The 21820-nt window shown below is 62.9% G+C and carries 19 protein-coding genes; 7 read left to right on the plus strand and 12 right to left on the minus strand.

Features of this window, described 5'->3' with window-relative positions:
* The first annotated feature begins 29 nt into the window (after window positions 1–29).
* Window positions 30–554, plus strand: a complete 525-nt coding sequence (locus LOY34_RS09400; protein ID WP_045201371.1) for an MgtC/SapB family protein — start codon at window positions 30–32, stop codon at window positions 552–554.
* A gap of 537 nt (window positions 555–1091) precedes the next feature.
* Here LOY34_RS09400 and LOY34_RS09405 read toward each other — a convergent pair.
* From LOY34_RS09405 to LOY34_RS09415, 3 genes are all read right to left on the minus strand, one after another.
* Window positions 1092–1991, minus strand: a complete 900-nt coding sequence (locus LOY34_RS09405) for a hydroxymethylglutaryl-CoA lyase (RefSeq protein ID WP_045201372.1) — start codon at window positions 1989–1991, stop codon at window positions 1092–1094.
* Window positions 1992–2010: 19 nt separating this feature from the next.
* Complete coding sequence (locus LOY34_RS09410; RefSeq protein ID WP_010226535.1) at window positions 2011–2412, minus strand: MerR family DNA-binding transcriptional regulator; 402 nt, start codon at window positions 2410–2412, stop codon at window positions 2011–2013.
* A gap of 94 nt (window positions 2413–2506) precedes the next feature.
* On the minus strand, window positions 2507–3436 hold the full coding sequence (locus LOY34_RS09415; RefSeq protein ID WP_195883499.1) for a LysR family transcriptional regulator: 930 nt from the start codon (window positions 3434–3436) through the stop codon (window positions 2507–2509).
* A 138-nt stretch (window positions 3437–3574) separates the two neighbouring features.
* Between LOY34_RS09415 and LOY34_RS09420 the strand changes: the two genes are divergently transcribed.
* Complete coding sequence (locus LOY34_RS09420; protein WP_093384950.1) at window positions 3575–4804, plus strand: acyl-CoA dehydrogenase; 1230 nt, start codon at window positions 3575–3577, stop codon at window positions 4802–4804.
* On the opposite strand, the gene LOY34_RS09425 is transcribed toward LOY34_RS09420, so the two are convergent.
* From LOY34_RS09425 to xthA, 3 genes are all read right to left on the minus strand, one after another.
* Window positions 4798–5820, minus strand: a complete 1023-nt coding sequence (locus LOY34_RS09425) for a TerC family protein (protein WP_045201375.1) — start codon at window positions 5818–5820, stop codon at window positions 4798–4800. The genes LOY34_RS09420 and LOY34_RS09425 overlap by 7 nt on opposite strands.
* A 165-nt stretch (window positions 5821–5985) precedes the next feature.
* On the minus strand, window positions 5986–7302 hold the full coding sequence (locus LOY34_RS09430; protein WP_195883500.1) for a substrate-binding domain-containing protein: 1317 nt from the start codon (window positions 7300–7302) through the stop codon (window positions 5986–5988).
* Between the two features lie 165 nt (window positions 7303–7467).
* Window positions 7468–8280: an exodeoxyribonuclease III gene (xthA, locus tag LOY34_RS09435; protein WP_195885974.1), complete on the minus strand. Its 813-nt coding sequence runs from the start codon at window positions 8278–8280 to the stop codon at window positions 7468–7470.
* 162 nt (window positions 8281–8442) lie between these two features.
* On the opposite strand from xthA, the gene LOY34_RS09440 reads away from it, so the two are divergent.
* From LOY34_RS09440 to LOY34_RS09450, 3 genes are all read left to right on the plus strand, one after another.
* Entirely contained in the window at window positions 8443–9093 is a 651-nt protein-coding gene (locus tag LOY34_RS09440) for an N-acetyltransferase (protein ID WP_093384937.1), read from the plus strand.
* A gap of 66 nt (window positions 9094–9159) precedes the next feature.
* Window positions 9160–10902: an autotransporter assembly complex family protein gene (locus tag LOY34_RS09445; protein WP_045201379.1), complete on the plus strand. Its 1743-nt coding sequence runs from the start codon at window positions 9160–9162 to the stop codon at window positions 10900–10902.
* Window positions 10899–14573, plus strand: a complete 3675-nt coding sequence (locus LOY34_RS09450; protein WP_045201380.1) for a translocation/assembly module TamB domain-containing protein — start codon at window positions 10899–10901, stop codon at window positions 14571–14573. The genes LOY34_RS09445 and LOY34_RS09450 overlap by 4 nt, the downstream gene beginning before the upstream one ends.
* A gap of 12 nt (window positions 14574–14585) precedes the next feature.
* On the opposite strand, the gene LOY34_RS09455 is transcribed toward LOY34_RS09450, so the two are convergent.
* The 4 genes from LOY34_RS09455 to LOY34_RS09470 form a co-directional block, all read right to left on the minus strand.
* The gene (locus tag LOY34_RS09455) at window positions 14586–15119 is read right to left on the minus strand and encodes a DUF2589 domain-containing protein (RefSeq protein ID WP_093387610.1); all 534 of its coding nucleotides are present in this window, start codon (window positions 15117–15119) and stop codon (window positions 14586–14588) included.
* 104 nt (window positions 15120–15223) lie between these two features.
* On the minus strand, window positions 15224–15877 hold the full coding sequence (locus tag LOY34_RS09460) for a DUF2589 domain-containing protein (protein ID WP_045201381.1): 654 nt from the start codon (window positions 15875–15877) through the stop codon (window positions 15224–15226).
* An 81-nt stretch (window positions 15878–15958) separates the two neighbouring features.
* Window positions 15959–16339 (minus strand): Mor transcription activator family protein, encoded by a 381-nt coding sequence (locus LOY34_RS09465; protein ID WP_045201382.1) that lies wholly within the window; start codon window positions 16337–16339, stop codon window positions 15959–15961.
* Between the two features lie 299 nt (window positions 16340–16638).
* Window positions 16639–17100, minus strand: a complete 462-nt coding sequence (locus LOY34_RS09470) for a hypothetical protein (RefSeq protein ID WP_230090834.1) — start codon at window positions 17098–17100, stop codon at window positions 16639–16641.
* A gap of 158 nt (window positions 17101–17258) precedes the next feature.
* Between LOY34_RS09470 and LOY34_RS09475 the strand changes: the two genes are divergently transcribed.
* A complete protein-coding gene (locus LOY34_RS09475; protein WP_093384931.1) occupies window positions 17259–17447 on the plus strand; it encodes a hypothetical protein in 189 nt (62 codons plus the stop codon).
* A gap of 37 nt (window positions 17448–17484) precedes the next feature.
* On the opposite strand, the gene LOY34_RS09480 is transcribed toward LOY34_RS09475, so the two are convergent.
* Window positions 17485–17871 carry a fe2+ zn2+ uptake regulation protein gene (locus LOY34_RS09480; RefSeq protein WP_045201383.1) on the minus strand — a complete coding sequence of 129 codons (387 nt, stop codon included), beginning with the start codon at window positions 17869–17871 and terminating at the stop codon, window positions 17485–17487.
* 243 nt (window positions 17872–18114) lie between these two features.
* Here LOY34_RS09480 and LOY34_RS09485 point away from each other — a divergent pair, with 243 nt between their 5' ends.
* The gene (locus LOY34_RS09485) at window positions 18115–20406 is read left to right on the plus strand and encodes an acylase (RefSeq protein WP_195883501.1); all 2292 of its coding nucleotides are present in this window, start codon (window positions 18115–18117) and stop codon (window positions 20404–20406) included.
* A gap of 1 nt (window position 20407) precedes the next feature.
* Here LOY34_RS09485 and yegQ read toward each other — a convergent pair whose 3' ends face one another.
* Entirely contained in the window at window positions 20408–21727 is a 1320-nt protein-coding gene (gene yegQ, locus LOY34_RS09490) for a tRNA 5-hydroxyuridine modification protein YegQ (RefSeq protein WP_195883502.1), read from the minus strand.
* Window positions 21728–21820: the final 93 nt, after the last annotated feature.

The following is a 21820-nucleotide window of genomic DNA, read 5'->3' on the forward strand; positions in this document are numbered from 1 at the left end:
GATTAATCCCTATTGCATGGACACAGCCCATGGACGCCTGGTGGCATCAAGTCTGGATCACCTTGGTGGCGGAATTTGCCGACATCACCGATGCCAAGCAGCTTACCCAGGTGACCGTGCGCCTGGTCATGGCGGCGCTGCTGGGCGCCATTCTCGGTTTTGAGCGTGAACTCAAGGGCAAGGCCGCCGGGGTGCGCACCCATATGCTGGTGGCCCTCGGCGCGGCGCTGTTCGTGCTGGTGCCGCGCATGGCCGGGGCCGACGATGCAGCGCTGAGCCGGGTGGTGCAGGGCATCGTCGCCGGTATCGGCTTTTTGGGTGCCGGCACCATTCTCAAGGGCCACGACCAGGATGCCGGGCACGTCAAGGGCCTGACCACGGCTGCGGGCTTGTGGATGACCGCGGCGATCGGTGTGGCGGCGGGCATGGGCCGGGAGGCCACGGCGGTGGTCAGCACGGTGCTGGCGTTGCTGGTATTGGGGGTGATGCCGCTGGTGGTCAATCGCTTCGAGAAGGACGACGAGGACGAAAACGAGGAGGGCAGGAAGCACTGAGGGGAGCCTAGGCTCCCCTCAAAGATTGTTGCGTGCTCTTTTTTTGTTATTGGAGGGCGGCCTGTTGTTGTTTTTGGCGACCGTTGCCTCTGTATCTTTGGTGATCCCCATCCGGGATCAAGAGCAAACGTATTTTTTTGAGCGCTGATCTACCTTCATCATTGCTGATCCAACCGTGACCTGCGCTACCTTGGGGTAGTTTTATTGTTCTGTGTCCGGTTGCGGGGCAAGCCCCTGGAAAGCACATCCTCTCCAAAAAAATCTGTTAGCTGCGCCTCTGTCGTGTTGTTCTTGTTATGTCAGAGTCGTTTCGTCTTATTTTTATTGGGTGTGTCGCACTTTTTATTGTTCTTGTACCTGAGATATAGCAGGTGCCGTGCCAACTTTTTAAAACCCAATAAAATCAATGGCTTGAAGATTTTACGGAAAAATCTCCTCGGGAAATTCTGTCGATTTGTTTCCGTGTTACCCGGAATTTCCCTGAAAAGTGCGGGGGCGGTAACACCCGCACGCAGATCAGCCTGTTACCGCTTGTGATTACTGTGCCTGACGGGCGCGAGCCACCCGCGAGCCGCTGGCGCGGCCCAGTACTTCACTGATACGCAAGCCCGCGGCAATCAAGCGCTGCAGGTCGATACCGGTGTCGATACCGAGGCCCTGGAGCATGTACAGCACGTCTTCGCTGGCAACGTTACCGCTGGCGCCTTTGGCATAGGGGCAGCCGCCGAGGCCCGCAACAGAGCTGTCGAACACACTGATGCCTTCAAGCAGGCTGGCATAGACGTTGGCCAGGGCCTGGCCGTAGGTGTCATGAAAGTGTCCGGCCAGCTGGGCGCGTGGCACCTGGGCGCCGACCACTTCGAACAGGCGCCGGGTTGCCCCGGGGGTGCCGGTGCCGATGGTGTCGCCCAGCGACACTTCATAGCAGCCCATGTCGAACAGCTCGCGGGCCACCGGGGCCACCTGCTCGGCGCTGACCTTGCCTTCATAGGGGCAACCCAGCACGCACGAGACATAACCGCGCACCCGCACCCCGTGCTGACGCGCCGCTTCGATGATCGGCACGAAGCGCTGCAGGCTGTCGCTGATCGAGCAGTTGATGTTGCGCTGGGAGAACGCCTCGGAGGCGGCGGCAAAGACGGCCACTTCCTTGACCCCGGCCGCCAGGGCATCTTCGAAACCGCGCAGGTTCGGCGCCAGCGCGGCGTAGGTCACCCCGTTGCGCTGCTGGATATTGGCAAACACCTCGGCGGAGCCGGCCATCTGCGGTACCCACTTGGGGGAAACGAAGCTGCCCACTTCTATATAAGAAAGGCCTGCTGCACTCAGGTCATCGACCAGGCGAACCTTGTCGGCCACGCTGATGGGCTGGGCTTCGTTTTGCAGGCCGTCGCGCGGGCCGACTTCGACCAGGCGGACTTTTTCAGGCAATGACATGGGCAGGGTTCCTCAGGGCTCAATGGCTGTTTTTCTGGTTGTTCAAGGTCGCGGCCAGGGCTTGCTCGCAGCGCTCTTCGGCAGTGTCCAGCTCCAGTTGCATCTGCTGGATGTCGAGCAGTTGCTGTTCAAGCTGGGCGCGGCGTTCGGCGATCTTCGCCAGCATGCTGTGCAGTTGCTTGAGGTTGCCGCTGGACGGGTCATACAGCTCGATCAGTTCACGGCACTCGGCCAGGGAAAAACCAATGCGCTTGCCGCGCAGGATCAGCTTCAGGCTGACCTTGTCGCGAGCCGAATAGACCCGCTCCAGGCCGCGACGCTCCGGGCTGAGCAGGCCCTGTTCTTCATAGAAGCGAATGGCCCGGGTGGTGATGTCCAGCTCGCGGGACAGGTCGGAGATGCTGTAGGTCTGGCTGCTCATTGCTTGGCTCGGGAAAAGGGCATGGAGCTAAGCTAATTGCAGGTTGACGTATACGTCAAGCAAGGATTGCTGGGGCTTGCCCCGCCATAGCTCCCTACACCTCAGCCATGGCCGCCCGCTCATCCTGCGCCACCACACCCTGACACAGCTCGATGATCTGTTCGCGCATCCAGCGGTTGGCCGGGTCCTGGTCGGTGCTTTCGTGCCAGTACAGGTGGGTTTCCAGCGGCGGCACGTCCACCGGCAGGCTGACATGGTTGAGCTGGTGGCGGCGGGCGAAGCGCTCCGGCACGGTCATGACCATGTCGGTCTGCTGCAGTACTTGCGAGGCCATCAGGTAATGCTGGGAGCGCAGGGCGATCTTGCGCTGCACGCCCATCTTGCCCAGGGCCAGGTCGACATAGCCCAGGCCATTGCGGCGGCTGGAGATATGGATGTGGGTCATGCCCAGGTAGTCGTCGAGGCTGAGCTTGTCCTTGAACAGCGGGTGGCCCTGGCGCATGGCGCACACATAGCGGTCTTGCATCAGCTTGACGTGGCGCACTTGCGGGTCGGTGTTGAGCGGCGCATCGACGGCAAAGTCCAGGCGCCCGGCGGCCAGTTCCTTGGTGGTTTCCCGGCGCTTGCACAAGAAGCTTTCAATCACCACCGCCGGGGCCAAGCGCCGCAGGCGCTGGAACAGCAGCGGCAGGATCACCGCCTCGGTGAGGTCGGTCATGCTGATGCGAAAGGTCTTGTTGGCCTGCAGCGGGTTGAAGATGCGGCTCTCTTGCACCGACACGCGCAGCAGCGACAGGGCATTGCGCACCGGGCCGATGATGTTCTGCGCCATAGGCGTGGGCACCATGCCCTGGGCGGTGCGCACGAACAGCGGGTCGTTGAAGGTTTCGCGCAGGCGCGCCAGGGCGTTGGACACTGCCGGCTGGGTAATGCCGACGATCTGCCCGGCCCGGGTCAGGTTGGCTTCGGTGTAGATGGCATCGAAGACGATGAACAGATTCAGGTCGACCTTGCTCAGGTTCATGGGCGCTGCTCTTGTTGGTGTTATCCGTGGATCATATATCGGTTATGAATGTTTATACACGCCGAGAATAGACTAGGTGGATTTTACCGGCTGATCTAGGATCGATAACAGATCCCTTTTCCACTGAAGGTACTGCCCATGGATTTCGCCTATTCACCCAAGGTCCAGGCGCTGCGTGAACGTGTCACGGCGTTCATGGATGCCTATGTCTATCCCGCCGAAGCGGTGTTCGAGCGCCAGGTTGCCGAAGGCGATCGCTGGCAGCCGACCGCGATCATGGAAGAGCTCAAGGCCAAGGCCAAGGCCGAGGGTTTGTGGAACCTGTTTTTGCCGGAGTCGGAGCTGGGCGCGGGCCTGACCAACCTCGAATATGCCCCCCTGGCCGAGATCATGGGCCGCTCGTTGCTCGGCCCCGAGCCGTTCAACTGCTCGGCGCCGGACACCGGCAACATGGAAGTGCTGGTGCGCTACGCCAACGAAGAGCAGAAGCGCCAGTGGCTCGAACCGTTGCTGCGCGGTGACATCCGCTCGGCATTCGCCATGACCGAGCCGGACGTGGCCTCGTCCGACGCCACCAACATGGCCGCCCGCGCCGTGCGTGACGGTGACGAGTGGGTGATCAACGGCCGCAAGTGGTGGACCTCCGGCGCCTGCGACCCGCGCTGCAAGATCATGATCTTCATGGGCCTGAGCAACCCGGAAGGCCCGCGGCACCAGCAGCACTCGATGATCCTCGTGCCTACCGATACCCCCGGGGTAAAGATCGTCCGGCCGCTGCCGGTGTTCGGCTACGACGACGCGCCCCATGGCCACGCCGAAGTGCTGTTCGAGAACGTGCGCGTGCCTTACGAGAACGTGCTGCTCGGCGAGGGCCGCGGTTTCGAGATCGCCCAGGGGCGCCTGGGCCCGGGGCGCATCCACCACTGCATGCGTTCGATCGGCATGGCCGAGCGGGCCCTTGAGCTGATGTGCAAGCGCTCGGTGGAACGTACCGCCTTCGGCCGGCCTCTGGCGCGCCTGGGGGGCAACGTCGACAAGATTGCCGATTCGCGGATGGAAATCGACATGGCCCGGCTGCTGACCCTCAAGGCTGCCTACATGATGGACACCGTCGGTAACAAGGTCGCTCGCAGCGAAATCGCCCAGATCAAGGTGGTGGCGCCGAACGTGGCGCTGAAGGTTATCGACCGGGCGATCCAGATCCACGGCGGCGCCGGTGTCTCGGGCGACTTCCCGCTGGCCTACATGTACGCCATGCAGCGCACCCTGCGCCTGGCCGACGGCCCGGACGAAGTGCACCGCGCGGCGATCGGCAAGTACGAGATCGGCAAGTACGTGCCCAAGGAAATGCTCCGTAGCAGTCATTGATGCTTGCCGTGCAAGTCCGCCTCCTTGTCGGCGGCGGGCTTGCCCTGTGCACGGGTCGAGAACAGTGAAACCAGCACGCCACCGCTGAGCAGGGCAATGGTCACCGCCAGTGACAGCATCGGCGGCACGGCGCCAATCAGGCCGTGGTAGAAGATCTTGCCGCCAATGAACACCAGCACCAGCGCCAGCGCGTACTTGAGGTAGATGAAGCGGTGCATCAGCGCCGCCAGGGCAAAGTACAGCGCCCTTAACCCGAGAATCGCGAAGATGTTCGAGGTGTAGACAATGAACGGATCCTGGGTGATGGCAAAGATTGCCGGCACGCTGTCGACGGCGAACACCAGGTCGGCCAGCTCGATCAGCACCAGGGCCAGGAACAACGGCGTGGCATAGCGCAGTGCCTTGCTCTGCCCGGGCGGGGTGATGTGCACGAAAAAGCGCGGGCCGTGGATCTCGTCGGTTACCCGCATATGACGCCGGACGAACTTCAGCACCGGGTTGTTGGCCAGGTCCGGGTGGGAATCTTCGCTGGAGAACAGCATCTTTACCCCGGTGAACAGCAGGAAGGCGCCGAACACGTAGAGGATCCACTCGAACTCCTGCACCAGCGCACTGCCCAGGCCGATCATGATCGCCCGCAGCACCACCACGCCGAGAATCCCCCAGAACAGCACCCGGTGCTGATAGCGGCGAGGGATGGCGAAGAAGCTGAAGATCATCGCCATGACGAACACGTTGTCCATCGACAACGACTGCTCGATGAGAAAGCCGGTGTAGAACTCCAGGGCCTTCTGCGCGCCCAGCTCGAACCACACCCACACGCCGAATAGCACTCCGACGCTGAAATAGCCGCCATACAGCAGCAGGCTCTCGCGCATTTCGATTTCGTGCAGCTTGCGGTGCAGCACGCCCAGGTCCAGTACCAGCAGGGTCAGGACGATGCCGAGAAAGGCCAGCCAGAACCACAGGCTGGTGCCGAGGAAGTCGTTGTCGAGAAATACCTGTAGAGCTGCCATGAGCCCCTCCTTAATGTCGACGTTGCTGAGCAACAGTGACTCCGACATGGCGGCTTGGCAGCCGTCAGAGGGGCCCGGCGTCACTAAGGACAAGCCTAGACCCGGAGAACCAGGGCGCCCAATCGAGGCTGTAACAATTGATTGCCCCGCCTGGCAGGCAGTGGCTCAGTAGACCCACACCTCGACCCGCCGATTGCGGATCCGCCCTTGTTCGGCGGTGTTCGCCGCCACTGGCAGTTCGTCACCCAGGCCGATTATTTCGCGCAACTCGACACCACTACGAGCCAGTTCCCGGCGCACTGCCATGGCCCGCAGCCGCGAGAGCAGGGCGGCGCGCTGCGGGTCATCCTTGGCATCACCAAAGCCCACCAGCACCACCCTGTTACTCAGCTTGTGCTGCGCCTGCAGGTACTGGACTACCCGCTGCACATCGCGCAGGGCCTTGTTGTCGAGGCTGGCGTTACCCTCCTGGAAGCGAAAGTTGACCGACAGGCGCCGGGCATCATTGGCAAGGCCCAGGTAGCGGCGCGGCATGTCGGTACGGGGCTGAACCTTGATGCTCTGCACCTGCTGGCCGACGAAGCCGCTGCCGGTGACGATGGCCTGGCCCTGGGGGCTTTGGGCGAACTCGACCAAGGCGCGGGCCAGGGGGTTGGCCTGGCCGGGGGGCAAGTAAAAGAACAACCGGCGCGACAGCGGATAGTCTTCGCTGGCCACCAGCGCCGCTGTCGGCAGCATGGCCCGGGACTCACCGTCGGCAATCGCCACGACCTTGGCGCCGTGCACCGTGGCCAGGCTGCTGAAGCCGATGGCCTGGCGATCGCCGAGCACCTGGCTGGCCAGTTGCTCCGCCGATTCGAAACGTTTGGTGTGGTCGGCCAGGGCTTGCCGTGCCGGGTCGAGGACCAGCGCTTTGAAGGTCTCGAAGGTGCCGGAGCGGTCATCGCGGGCGTACAGGTTGATCGGGCCGCTGCCGATGCCCAGTTGCTCCCAGCGGTCGATCTGCCCGCAGAAGATCTGCGCCAGCTGGGTGGTGGTCAATTGCGGCAGCGGGTTGTCGGGGTGGACGATCACCGCGACGCCGTCCAGGGCAATGATCTGCTCGGCGGCGGCACTATTAAGGTCGCCCAGCGCTTGCAGCTCGTTCAGTTCGGCTGGCTTGATCGGACGTGAGGAAGCCGCCAGCTCCGCTTGGCCGGATTTGAGTGCAGTGAAGCCAGTACTGGAACCGTGGGCGGCGACGTCGATGCGCAAGGCCTGGCCGTTGCTGTCCAGGGCACGGACCTGAAGCTCGTTGGCGGCGTCGCTGCTGACGATGCTGATGGCGCTGGCGCCTTGCTGCGCGAGCAAACCTGAGACCAGCGCCGGTGCCAGCGCGGCGCCGATGGTGTTGGAACCCTGAATACGCAATTGCGCCTGCGGGTCAGCGGCGCCAATCAGCGGGAGCAGGCAAAGCACAAGCAGGGAGAGGTGGCGCAACATGCCGTCTGGCACTCATGGGCAAAGGGTGTGCCGGGAGATTAAGACAGACATGTGACCGGGGGATGACAGGCTGTGGCAGGAGCGGGCTTGCCCCGCGATAGTATGCTGTCTGCCAGATCGCATCGCGGGGCAAGCCCGCTCCTACAAAGCCTGTGGGAGCGTTTATCAGTTCAATTCAAGCCAGATCGGCGCATGGTCCGAAGGCTTTTCCATGGCGCGCAGGTCATAGTCGACGCCGGCGTCCTTGATCCGCGGCAGCAGCGCCTGGGAGGCCATGATCAGGTCGATGCGCAGGCCGCGCTTGGGTTCGTCTTCAAAGCCGCGGCTGCGGTAGTCGAACCAGCTGAAACGGTCGGCGACTTCCGGGTGCAGGTGACGGAAGCTGTCGACCAGGCCCCAGTTTTTCAGGCGTGCCATCCACTCGCGCTCTTCCGGCAGGAAGCTGCATTTGCCGGTCTTCAGCCAGCGCTTGGCGTTGTCGGCGCCGATGCCGATGTCGCAGTCTTCTGGCGAAATGTTTACATCACCCATTACCAGCAACGGCTGGTCGTTCTGGAACTGGGTTTCCAGCAGTGCCTGCAGATCGCTGTAGAAACGCTGCTTGGCCGGGAACTTGGTCGGGTGGTCGCGGCTTTCGCCCTGTGGGAAGTAGCCGTTCATGATGGTGATCGGCGTGCCATCGGTATCGGCGAAGGTGCCCCAGATGAAGCGCCGTTGGGCGTCTTCTTCATCGCTGCTGAAGCCCTTGTGCAGGCTCAGTGGCGCCTGGCGCGAGAGCAGGGCGACGCCGTAGTGGCCCTTCTGGCCATGAAAGTGCACGTGATAACCCAGGGCCTGGACGTCGGCGAGCGGGAACTGCTCGTCGCTGACCTTGGTTTCCTGCAGGCCGATGACGTCGGGCTGGTGCTTTTCGATCAACGCCGCCAACTGGTGGGGCCGGGCGCGCAGGCCATTGATGTTGAACGAGACGATCTTCATGGGCAGCACAATCCTGGTAAAACCCAGGATGCTAGCCGACATCGGCGGCGCCGGCCAGCGTGGCGAGCCACTCGATAGGTTGCTAACCTGTGCCACGAGGTGAACGTTGGCACCGCGAACACCTCAAAGGCAATGAATGCCCATTTCCGGAGGTTTGCCAGCATGCCCGAATCGACTGCCGCACCGGCTGAAGTCCGTCTGCTCGATGGCGGCTACAGCCGCGAGGCGCGCTCCCTGCTGTATCACGCCTATCGCCACGAACCGACCTTTGCCTTTCTGTTCGAGGCCCGGCGTCCGGGGTTCGACCAGCGCATACGCGCCACGGTGCGCGAGCTGGTCAACCAGCATTTTCTCCAGGACCTGCCCGCCATCGGCCTGCTGGTCGAAGACCGGCTGGTCGGCATCGCCCTGATCGCCCCGCCGCAGCGACGCCTGGGCATCACCGAAAGCTGGGCCTGGCGCATGCGCATGGTGCTCAGCACCGGCTTTCGCTGCACCCGCCGCTATTTGGACTACCAGGCCGCACTGATGGCCTGTCTGCCCAGTGATGCGGTGCATGTGTTGCCACTGTTGGGGATCCATCCGCAGTTTCAGGGCAAGCACTACGGCGAACAATTGTTACAGGCTGTGCACGATTGGTGTGCCGTGGATGAGCATTCCGAGGGGGTGGTGCTGGACACCGGCAACGAGCACTACCTGGCGTTCTATCATCGACAGGGCTATCAGGAAATTGGTGAGATCGCTGTAGGACCGGTCCACGAACACGTGTTCTTTCACCCCAATCCGCAGTCGTCGCAACAGGCTTCGGCCTGAATTGCGTAACAGCGAGGAAAACCTCGGGCTCCATGCTGCCGCCAAGCTCTGGTAGCATCCGCGCCTATGACGTATTCAGGACGATTCACCTGCGGTTTGATTCTATGGGTTGCCAGCATCGGCGCGTATGCGCAAAGCGAGCTGGTGGTCCGGGTCAAACCTGCCAATAACGAACTCAAGGCCAATGTCGAAGGCTATATCGGCAGCCTTGGTAAACGCGATGAAGAGGCGCTGCTGCGCTTCAGCCGCGGCGCAGTCGAGCAGGCGCGCAAGGCCTCCCAGGCCCTGGGCTATTACCAGGCGCAGATCGATAGCGAGGTCAAGCCAGCGGCCAAGGCCGACAAGGGCCCGCAACTGGTGTTGAGCATCGATCCCGGCGAGCCGGTGCACTTGCGTGATGTGACCATCCGTATCGACGGCCCGGCCAGCGAGCTCAAGGCCTTTCGCATTCCCGACAGCAAGGCGCTGCGCTCAGGCGCGGTGCTCAACCATGGCCATTACGAAGACGCCAAGCGCCTGATCCAGAACCAGGCCTCGCGCTATGGCTTTTTCAGCGGCCATTTCGTTCGCCAGCGCCTGGCGGTCGATCCCCAGGCCGGTGTCGCCGACATCGAGCTGATCTACGCCAGCGGCCCGCGCTACCGCCTGGGCAAGGTCAGCTTCGCCGGCGATACACCGCTCGATGAAGACCTGCTGCAACGCATGGTGCCGTTCAAGGCCGACACCCCCTACGATTCCGAGCTGATCGCCGAGCTCAACAACGCCCTGCAATCGAGCGGCTACTTCGAAGGCGTACGGGTCGATGCCGCGCCCACTGCCGCGGTCGAGCAGAGCATCCCGGTGGCTGTCCAACTCGACACCCGCAAGCCACGGACCATGGGCCTGGGCCTGGGTTTTTCGACCGACGTCGGGCCGCGCGGCAAGGCCAACTGGACCCGCCACTGGGTCAACCCGCAAGGCCATAGTTATGGCTGGGAGACCGAGCTGTCGGCGCCGCGGCAGAACGTCGGCCTGTGGTACGACATTCCGCTCGACCCGCCGCTGACCGACAAACTGCGTTTTGCCGGCGGCTACCAGAATGAAGAAATCGCCGGCACCGACACCGTGAGCAAGCTGCTCACGGTCGGCCCGGAATGGCACAGCAAACTGCCCAGCGGCTGGCAGCGGGTCATTTCGCTCAAGTACCAGCGCGAAGAGTACAAGCTCGGTGACGACTCGGGCCTGAGCAACCTGCTGATGCCCGGCATCAGCTATTCCTACCTGCGCAGTGACAACCGTATCGACCCGCACAACGGGTACCGCTTGCAGTTCGATGTACAGGCAGCCAAGGAGGGGCTGGTGTCCGACACCAACCTGCTGCACGCCAATGTGTTGCTCAAGGGCCTGACCACCCTCGGCCAGAACCATCGCTTCCTCGGCCGTGTGCAGTTCGGCGGTAGCGCCACCAACAGCTACAAGAATTCCGTTCCGCCGTCGCTGCGCTTCTTCGCCGGTGGTGACCAGAGCGTGCGGGGCTACGATTATCAGACCCTGTCGCCAAAGAACTCCGATGGCGATCGCATCGGCGGCCGTTACCTGGTGGCCGCCAGCGCCGAGTACCAGTATTCGGTTGCCGAGAAATGGCGGGTGGCGACCTTCGTCGACCAGGGCAACTCATTCAACAATCTGGAGCTTCCCAGTCTCAAGACCGGTGTCGGTATCGGTGTGCGCTGGGTGTCTCCGGTCGGGCCGCTGCGTCTGGATCTGGCCCGCGCGCTGGACGACGACGGCGGTTTGCGTTTGCACTTCTCCATGGGGCCGGAACTGTGAGTCGGGTTATCAAATTCATCGTTCTTGGCCTGCTGGCCTTGCTGCTGTTGCTGGTGCTGGGTGTCGGCCTGGTGCTCGGTACTCAGGCCGGCAGCCGCTGGGCACTGGGGCTGGTGCCGGGGCTGCAACTGGATAACTTTCAGGGCCGCCTGGCCGGGCAGTGGCAGGCCGAGCGCTTGCTGTGGGAACAAGGCGGCGATCGCGTCGAGCTGGTCGCGCCGGCATTGGCCTGGTCGCCGGCCTGCCTGCTGCGTATGACCCTGTGCATCGAGCGGCTGGAAACCGATCAGGTCAACCTGGCCTTTACTCCCGGCGAGCCGAAGCCCGACAGCGGGCCGTTGCAACTGCCGCAACTCAAGCTGCCGCTGGCCATTGAGCTTGGCAGTGTGCGCATCGGCCAGCTACGCCTGGATGGCAACGAACAGCTCAGCCAGTTGCAACTGGCCGCGCACTGGACCACCGGCGGGCTACAGATCGACAGCCTGCAACTGCAACGCGATGATCTCAAGCTGAACCTGCAGGGCCTGCTCAAGCCCGAAGCCGATTGGCCGTTGCAGGCCCAGGGGCAACTGCAGTTGCCCAGTGTCGACGGGCAACCCTGGCAACTGGCGTTGCAGGTCGACGGCGACCTGCAGAAAACCCTCAAGCTCACGGCTGACAGCAGCGGTTATCTGCAAGCGCGCCTGAGCGGCGAGCTGCAGGCACTGGCGCAGAATCTGCCAGCGCAACTGCAGATCAGCAGCGAGGCGTTCAAACCTTCGGCCGCGCTGCCCGACACCTTGCAACTGAACCAGTTGCAACTGAGCGCCAAGGGCAACCTGCAAAACGGCTATCAACTGCTCGGTTCAGCCAGCCTGCCTGCCGAACAGGGCCCGGTGGCGCTCAAGCTGCAAGGCCGGGTTGATGCCAAGGGTGCAGAAGTCAGCGCCCTGGACCTCAGTGCCAGCGCCGAGCAGGCGCTCAAGCTCAAGGCCAAGGCCGACTGGCAGCAAGGCCTGAGCGCAGACGCCAGCATCGACTGGCTGGATTTTCCCTGGCTGCGCCTGTATCCCATGAACCCGGCACCGGAGGTTTCCCTGCGCCGCTTCACCGGCCAGGTGCAATACCGCGATGGCAACTACCAGGGCGAATTCAACGGCGACCTGGACGGCCCGGCAGGCACCTTCAGCCTCAGTAGCCCGTTCAAGGGCGACCTCAAGCAAGTCAGCCTGGCGCAGCTTCAGCTGAGCGCGGGCCAAGGCAAGGCCACCGGCAGTGTCGGCGTGCAGTTTGCCGATGGCGTGGCCTGGGATGCCGCGCTGGAGCTGTCGGCGCTGAACCCGGCGTACTGGCTGGCCGAGTTGCCCGGCACCCTGGCTGGCCCCTTGCGCAGCAAGGGCGAGATGAAAAACGGCGAGTTGCGTCTGGATGCCGAGCTTGACCTCAAGGGTCGACTGCGTGGCCAGCCCGCTGTGCTCAAAGCGCTGGCGCAAGGGGCAGGGCAGCAATGGACCCTGGGCACCCTGGACATCCGCCTGGGCGACAACCACATCAATGGCAGTGGCAGCCTGCAACAGCGTCTGGCCGGTCAGATCGATATCAACCTGCCACGCCTGGGCCAGCTCTGGCCGCAGCTGCAAGGCCAGGTCAAGGGCCGCCTGGAGGTTGCCGGTACCTTGCAGGCCCCCCAAGGCAGCTTCGTTCTGCAGGGCCAGCAACTGGCCCAGGCTGACAATCGCGTGCAGCGCCTGAGCCTGGATGCACGCCTGGACAACGCCCAACGTGCACTCATCGACCTTGAGGCCGGCAGTATTCGCCTGGGCGATACCAGCCTGGGGATGCTCACGGCCAAGGGCAGCGGTGATGTTCGTCAGCAAAAGCTGCAACTGGCCCTGGACGGGCCGCAGCTCAAGCTTGACCTGGGCCTGGATGGGCAACTGGACAAGGGCAACTGGCGCGGGCGCCTGGCAAGCGGCGAAATCCAGGCCGGTGGCCAGGACTGGCGCCTGCAGGCGCCGGCAAAACTGCAGCGCCTGGCCAGCGGCCAGGTGGAGTTCGGCGCCCATTGCTGGCGTTCCGGCCAGGCCAGCCTGTGCGGCGAAGACCAGCGCCTGGCGCCCGAGCCACGCCTGCGCTATCACCTCAAGCAGTTCCCGCTGCAGAGCCTGGCGCAGTGGCTGCCCAAGGATTTTGCCTGGCAGGGCCTGCTCAATGCCGACATCAACCTCGATGTGCCGGCCAGCGGGCCCAAGGGCACCATCCTCATCGATGCCAGCGGCGGCACCTTGCGCGTGCGTGAAAAGGACCAATGGCTGGACTTCCCCTACCAGACCCTGCGCCTGCAAAGCACCCTGGGCCCGCGGCGCATCGATACCCGCCTGGACTTTCACGGTGACAAGCTCGGCGAGCTGGCGGTCAATACCCGGCTTGACCCGTTGGCAAAGAACAAACCGTTGAGCGGTGACTTCCGCCTCAGCGGCCTGGACCTGGCCATCGGCCGTCCGTTTGCGCCGATGGTCGAGCGTTTGAATGGCCAGCTCAATGGCAGCGGGCGCCTGTCTGGCACTTTGCTGGCGCCTCAGGTCAATGGCAGCCTGAACCTTGTACATGGCGAAATCAGCGGTGCCGAGCTGCCGATCAGCCTTCAGGACCTGCAACTGCAAGCGTTGATCGCCGGCGAACAGGTCCAGCTCAACGGCAGCTGGAAAAGCGGCGAAAGCGGCCAGGGCAGCCTGAACGGGCAGATCGGCTGGGGCCAGGCCCTGGCTGTAAACCTGGCGCTGCAGGGCCAGCGCCTGCCGGTCAACGTCGAACCCTATGCGGCCCTCGAAGTGGCCCCGGACCTGAAAATCAGCCTGATTGACGACAAGCTTGCGGTGACTGGCAAGGTGCTGGTGCCCAAGGGCAAGATCACCGTGCGTGAACTGCCGCCGTCGACGGTCAAGGTCTCCGATGACACGGTGATCCTCGGTCACCAGACCGAGGAGGGCAAAGCACCGATGGCCATGGCCATGGATATCGACGTGCAGGTGGGCCAGGACAAGCTCTCGTTCAGCGGCTTTGGCCTTACCGCCAACCTGCTCGGGCACGTGCATATCGGCGACAACCTCGATACCCGCGGTGAACTGAGCCTGGCCGATGGTCGCTACCGTGCCTATGGCCAGCGCCTGACCATCCGCCGTGCGCGCTTGCTGTTTGCCGGCCCTATCGATCAGCCGTACCTGGACATCGAGGCAATTCGCAAGACCGATGACGTGATTGCCGGCATCCGCTTGAGCGGCAGCGCCGAGCAGCCCACCACCCAGGTGTTCTCGGAGCCGGCCATGAGCCAGGAGCAGGCCTTGTCCTACCTGGTGCTCGGCCGGCCGCTGGGCACCACTGGCGAAGATAACAACATGCTCGCCGAAGCGGCGCTCGGCCTGGGCCTGGCGGGCAGTGCCGGGATCACCGGCAGCCTGGCCTCGAGCCTGGGCATCGATGACTTCCAGCTCGACACCCAGGGTAGCGGTAACAACACGGCGGTGGTCGCCAGCGGTAACCTGACCGAGCGCTTGAGCCTGCGTTACGGGGTGGGTGTGTTCGAGCCGGCCAACACCATCGCCTTGCGCTACAAGCTCAGCAAGAAGGTTTACCTGGAGGCGGCCAGTGGCCTGGCCAGTTCCCTGGATATTTTTTACAAACGTGATTTCTAGAGGCGCCAATGATCAGCGCACGGTCGCCGCTGCGATGAACTCGTTGCTGTCGATCGTGGGTTGGGCCGGTGTGGACACCCGCTGCGGAGTGATCAGGCTGGTGTACTCCTCGATCAGCCGGTTCAACGCTTCCGGTGGCTCACAGGCCTGGAACTGCATGCGGATCTGTACTTCATCGGGGTCGCGTGCGGCATCGCCGTTGCGTTTGCCCTGGCTGCCGACCGTCACATAGAAGCGTTCGCGCTGCAGGTTTTCACTGGCATCGGTGGTCTCGGTGTTTTGAATCCGTACCGACAGGTCGACCTGCATGCGCTCCAGTGCCAGCCCGCGCGGCGACACCAGCGCGATCAGCGGGATCTGCATGGTGTGCTGGTCATCCATTGCCACTTCGACCATCTTGGCTTTCATCGGCGCGCCAAGCGTCTCGGCGTCGTAGTCGAAAAACTGGTCGAACAGCTTGATGTACTGCTGGGCAATCAGGTGGTTTGTGGCCGCAGCGGCTTCCTGCAGGCCGCGGGTAATATCACAGAGGTCGCTGGCGGTAATGGGGGCGTTCACTGCCGAGGTTTGGTCCAATCGTTCCCACTCCTTGTGCTCGTCAGCAGGCCTCTCGAGCATGAGAGGCCTGGGTTTTTATTTATGCTGCACGATCAGATGGCTGTTTCTTTGCGGCTTTCCTGTTCGTCAGGCATCGGCAGTGCCGAAACCGGCATCGCATCGAGGTTTTGCGCGGTGGCATCGGCCATGACCACAGGCTTGGTCGCAGCGTCGGTGAGAAAGTCGATGACCCGCATCAGCGCCTCGGGTGGGTCCTGGCGGCGTACCTTGGTGTTGAAGGCGTAACGTGCACGGGTATCGGTTTTGCGCGTTTGAGTGGATTTGTGGCTGACCTGGCCTTTGACATTGAGCCTGAATTTGCCCCAGCCCAGCGACGCGCCGAAACTTGCCTCTTTGCCGCTCTCTTCGGTGCTTTCGGCTTGCTGGCTGATGGTCAGTTCGAATTCGATGTTGCCTTCTTCGATGACGATGTTGGGGTGAGTGACCGCTGCCAGCAGCGGGATCTGCATCTTCTTCGAGACAGTTCCCTTGTACACCCCTTGTTCATCGGTGATGGTTTCGTCGTAGTCGAATTGAATGGCGACGGCTTTGCCATTCTGGATGCACACGCCCATAAGAAAGTCGGCGTACGACTTGCTTGCCGAAATCTGTGCCTGGATCATCGCCTGCAGAGGTCCTGAGATCATCCGGTCCAGTGGCAAGGCGTTCATTACCGAGCCGATCAGGCCATTGTCGATTGTTGCCATTAGAGATTTCCTTGTCTTGACTGCACATCATTGTGCGGGGTTGCCTTGAATGCCGGAGTTATCGGCTCAAGTCGATGACGCTTAGCGCGGGCAGGGTTCCTGGCGACGGATATTGCCGATCTGGCGCAGGCTCAAGCCGTACTTGTTGGCGAGCATGCTGCGTGACAGACCGTCGGCGCTTTCCTGCTGGATTTGCTGGTTGCGCAGCTGGCGCAGAAAATGGTCAACCTTGGGGATCTCCAGGGCCATGCCGGCGAAGCGCTTGATCAGCGCATCCAGCGCCGGCGCCGGGAGAATTTCCGCCAGTGCGGTGCGTTCGCGGTGCTTGGGAATGTACTTGGGGCGCCCGCCAAAGGCGCAGGTCAGGTTGTAGGCATTCTCGATGCCCAGGCATTCGATCAGCATCTGCAGCGAGTGGGGCAGTTGTTCGATATCGATACGGTTCAGGTCGCTCAGTTCCATGGTGACTTCCTTGTAGGCGATAGTTCGGCACCTTGATGATCCGTGCCAGGCAGCTAGGGCCATTGCAGGCAGCGTCAATGCGACAAATCGCATCTGTCTGTCGTGGCTTGAGCTGGATTCTCGGCTACTGGGCTGAAGGCGGGCTAGGCAGCAAGTGGGGCGGCAAGGGAGGGCTTTATGTACGCTTTCTGTAGGACGAACCATGCCGATGGGTGGGAAATGAATTGCGACGTAAGCGCAACGCCTTGATTACCGGGTGCCATGGCGATGGTGACCTTCCCAGGTTGAGCCACCCATGCTTACTCGCAAGGGCGTGCCAGCAACAGGCTGACCTGGCCCAGGTAGGGGGTTGGATGGCTGACGCCCTGTTCGGGGAAACTGCGCCAGTCGACCCACACGCACAGGGCGGTCAACGCCTGCGTGCCAGCCTTGCCGATGACCCTGGGGTGAAAGTCGCGGCGATAGCGCACCTGCGTCTGCTTCAACGGTCGTGCCTGATCGGCGCTGGCCAGGGTGCTGGCTACCAGTGCCGGAATTTGTGCCTGGGGCACATCGAAATGCTCGGTGTGCGGGTTGCTGTGCAGATGCCCGGCCTGTCGGCTGCGTTGCCAGAGTTGTTGCCACTGGCTACTGCCGGCGCTGTGCGCCAATTGTGCAGCCAGTTCCAGCAGCAAAGCCTGAGGTTGGGATTCGGTGGGCAGGGCATGGGCATTGAGGGGGCCGAGCAGCGCCAGGCTGAGCAGCAGGGTTCGCATCGACATGGTGATCCTTGCGTTGGTCTGGGCAGTCGTCCGGGAAGCCATGTTGGCAATGCTGCGGGGCGGGCAGAAGCGGGAAATAGTCCGCTGCCTGCGGGTGACGTTGTATCATGCGCTCGGCCCGCTTCGGGGCTTTTCGCCGATGTCGCAAGGAACTACCCATGACTCAAGGTCAACGCCTGAAATACTCCATCCTGATCTCCCTGCTGGTGCTGGGGATCATGCTCGGACTGTCCTACCTGCAAAAGCAGGGCACCATCAGCGAGCAAGTGTTCCAGTACATCGCCATTGCCGTGGCGGTGGTTGTGGTGGTGGTCAACGGCATCATGCGCCGTAAGGTCAAGCCCTGAGGCGGTAAGCGCGGCCGGCTGCGCGCCGGCCGGTCGCTCAACGGCAGGTGGCTTGCTCCAGTACCGCGCGGGCCTGGGGGTTGAGGCTGTAGCACTTGTCGTTGCCCAGGCTGATCACGCCTTCGGCGCACAAACGCTTGAGCACTTCGCGAACGCTGAGGAACGACAGCGGAATATCCAGCTGTTCGAGCTGGCTGTGGACCCCGCGCACGCCGATACTGCGGCCATCGCGATCGGCCATGTGCAGGGCATCGATGACCTTCAGGCGGATCAGGCTGGTACGCAGGCCAAAGGCCTTGAGCAGCTCGCGGATGTGTTCATTGCCAGGGCGCTCGTGCTCGCCGGCTTCGGTTCTTGCAGTCACCGGTTGGCTCTTTGTGCGTCCAGGGCCAGCGGTTAGCGCTGGCTGTGGCTGGTTGTACATGTGAATGCTCCATTTCTTGGCCTGTCCAGGTAAGCAAAAGTGTTTGCCTACACCTATAAGACGAATGAGCGCGGCAAAACTGCAGTACCTGATGAAAAAAATCTTCAGCCTCACCCTCTAAAGACGTATTGAGCGGCGCAAACCGGTAAATTTATTTGGCGTATTTCGTTCAGTCAGGACGACCTTTCCCCTGATTGAGCTGGAGTGCGCGTGATCAAGCCCTTTCCCTTAGCGACCCTTTGTATGGCCGGGCTGCTTGCCGGCCTGAGCCTGTCCGTCCAGGCGCGTGTGGCGCCGGGTGATGCCAGCGCTGAAATCCGCCGCAGCAGTTACGGCGTGCCGCACATCCTGGCCAGGGACGAGCAGGGCTTGGGGTACGGTATCGGCTATGCCTATGCACAAGACAACCTGTGCCTGCTGGCTAACGAGGTGGTCACCGTCAATGGCGAGCGTTCGCGTTACTTCGGGCCAGAACAGCGCACCTTCGAGCAGCGCGAAAACCTGCCCAGCGACCTGTTTTTCAATTGGCTGAATACACCAACGGCGGTGTTCGGCTTCTGGCAGGCACAACCGCCGGCCATGCGTGCACGGCTCGAAGGCTATGCCAAGGGCTACAACCGCGCGCTGGCCGAGTTCAAGGCCCAGGGGCAGGGCGTGCAGTGCCTGCAGGCCGAATGGCTACGGCCGATCACCACCCTCGACCTGGTCAAGCTGACTCGCCGCTTGCTGGTCGAAGGCGGTGTCGGCCAGTTCGCCGAAGCACTGGCCGGGGCCACACCGCCGAATGTCGTCGCCCAGTTGCGCCCCGACCTGCGCGTTGCCCAGTTGCGCCAGGAGCAGTTTGCTGTCGAGCGCGGCAGCAATGCCGTGGCCATCGGTGCCGAGCGCTCGTTCAACGGTCGCGGCATACTCCTGGCCAACCCGCACTTTCCCTGGGCCGGCGGCATGCGCTTTTATCAGATGCAGCTGACTCTGCCGGGCCAGCTCGATGCCATGGGCGCGGCCCTGCCGGGCTTGCCGCTGATCAATATCGGTTTCAACCAGCACCTGGCCTGGACCCACACGGTCGACACCTCCAAGCACTTCACCCTGTACCGGCTGGAGCTCGACCCCAAGGACCCGACCCGCTACCTGCTCGACGGCAAGTCGCAGGCCTTGACCCAGCAGCGCCTGAACGTGACGGTCAAGGGCGCGGACGGCCAGCTCAAGCCGCTGACCCGTGAGGTCTACAGCTCGGTATTCGGCCCGATCGTGCAATGGCCGGGGCGCCTGGACTGGAACAAGCAGTACGCCTTCAGCCTGCGTGATGCCAACCTCGAAAACACCCGGGTGCTGGCGCAGTGGGATGCGATGAACCGCGCCGACAGCCTGAAAAGCCTGCAAGCTTCGGTGCAGCGCCTGCAGGGCATTCCCTGGGTCAATACCCTGGCGGTGGACGCCAAGGGTCAGGCGCTGTACTTGAATCAGTCGGTGGTGCCGTACGTCGATGCCGCCTTGCTGGCCAGCTGCAGCGACCCGGCCGCCGGGCAGGAGATGATCGTGCTCGACGGTTCGCGCAGTGCCTGCAACTGGAAGGTCGACCCGCGGGCCGCCCAGGCAGGCATCTTCCCCGCGCAACTGCTGCCGAGCCTGAGCCGCAAGGACTTCGTCCAGCATTCCAACGACTCGGCCTGGATGGTCAACCCGGCCACACCGTTGCAGGGCTATTCGCCGCTGGTCAGCCGCGAAGACCAACCCTTGGGCCCGCGCAGCCGCTTTGCCCTGCAGCGCCTGGCGAGCCTGAGCGAGAAGGGCAAGATCAGCCCGGCGGATCTGCAGCAGATGGTCATGGACAACCAGGTGTATGTCGCCGAGCTGGTCATGCCCGACCTGCTCAACTGGTGCGCCGCGCAAGCGGCAGATGCCCAGCTCGGCGCGCTGTGTACCAGCCTCAAGGCCTGGGACCTGCGCGCCAACCTCGACAGTGGCCTTGGCCTGGTGCATTTCCAGAACATCTTGCAGGCCTTGCAGGGGCGCAAGGACATCTGGCGTGTTGGTTTCGACGCCGCCGATCCGCAACACACGCCGCGCGGGCTGGCCGTTGATCGCGCCGAGGTGGCCAGTGCCTTGCGTGAGGCAGCCCTGGCTTCAGTTGCGCAGGTAAGCAAGGCCGGTTTCGCCGAGGACGCGCGCTGGGGGCAGATCCAGCAGGCTGCCGACGGCACACCGATCCACGGTGGGCCGGCAAGCCTTGGCGTGTACAACGCAATCCAGAGCGTACCGGTCGCCGCCGACAAGCGCCTGGTAGTCAGCGGTACCAGCTACCTGCAGCTGGTGACCTTCGATGACCAGGGCCCGCATGCGCTGGGGATGCTGGCGTTCTCCGAGTCCAGCGAAGCGGGTTCGGCCCATGCCAGCGACCAGACCCGCGCGTTCTCGGCCAAGCAGTGGCAGGTGATTCCGTTCACCGAGGCGCAGATCAAGGCCGATCCGCAGTACCGCTTGCAAGTGATTCGCGAGGTTGAAAGCGCGACGGTGGCCACGTCCGCGCCTTGATTCAGTCAACCAGATCCCTGAGCAGCAAACCGAAGGCCAGGTCTACCTGCTCGGGGATCGGTAAATACACCGTGTGTCCATCCCCCGGTGCTACCTCGATTTCGTCACCCTGGCGATTGCGCAACTGATGCAAGTCGAAGTGGTAGTTGCCCTTGGGTGTCATCAGTTCCAGGTGATCACCCACAGCAAAACGGTTCTTCACCCGCACTTCAGCCAGGCCATTGACCCGCTCGCCGCTCAGTTCGCCGACAAACTGCTGGCGTTCGGACACCGAGTTGCCGCGCTGGTAGTTCTGATATTCGTCATGCACGTGCCGGCGCAGGAAACCTTCGGTATAGCCGCGCTGGGCCAGTGACTCGAGGTTGAGCATCAGGTTGCGATCGAACTCACGCCCGGCTGCCGCGTCATCGATGGCCTGGCGGTACACCTGGGCAGTGCGCGCGCAGTAGAAGTGCGACTTGGTCCGGCCCTCGATCTTCAGCGAATGCACGCCCATGCGCGTCAGCCGCTCGACATGTTGCACCGCGCGCAGGTCCTTGGCGTTCATGATGTAGGTGCCGTGCTCGTCTTCGAACGCCGGCATGTCTTCGCCCGGGCGGTTGCTTTCCTGCAGCACGAACACCTGCTCGGTCGGCGTGCCGAGGCCCAGGGTCGGCTGCACTTCGCGAACGATTTCACCGGTGACATTCTCGCTGGCCGCGGTGGCTGTGTATTGCCAGCGGCAGGCGTTGGTGCAACTGCCCTGGTTGGCATCGCGGCGGTTCAGATAACCCGACAGCAGGCAGCGACCGGAGTAGGCCATGCACAGCGCGCCGTGGACGAACACTTCCAGCTCCATCTGCGGCACCTGCTGGCGAATCTCCTCGATCTCTTCCAGCGACAGCTCGCGCGACAGGATTACCCGGGTCAGACCCTGGCTGCGCCAGAACTCGACGCTGGCCCAGTTCACCGTGTTGGCCTGTACCGAGAGGTGAATCGGCATCTGCGGGAAGTGCTGGCGCACCAGCATGATCAGCCCCGGGTCGGACATGATCAGTGCATCCGGGGCCATTTCGATCACTGGCGCCAGGTCCTTGAGGAAGGTCTTGAGCTTGGCGTTGTGCGGGGCAATGTTGACCACCACGTAGAAGCGCTTGCCCTGGGCCTGGGCTTCCTTGATGCCGAGTGCCAGGTTGGCGTGGTCGAATTCGTTGTTGCGCACGCGCAGGCTGTAGCGCGGCTGCCCGGCATACACGGCATCGGCGCCGTAGGCGAAGGCGTAACGCATGTTCTTCAGCGAGCCGGCGGGGGCGAGCAGTTCGGGTTTGGCGAGAAGGGTCATGATCGGGTCGCGGCAAAAGGCGCGGATGCTACGCCGGCTGCAGCTAGTGTTTATTGATCTGCATCAACGGCACTTTTGGCAATGCCCGGCGCA

Origin of the sequence: Pseudomonas sp. B21-009 (genome assembly GCF_024749345.1) — a bacterium.
GTDB lineage: Bacteria > Pseudomonadota > Gammaproteobacteria > Pseudomonadales > Pseudomonadaceae > Aquipseudomonas.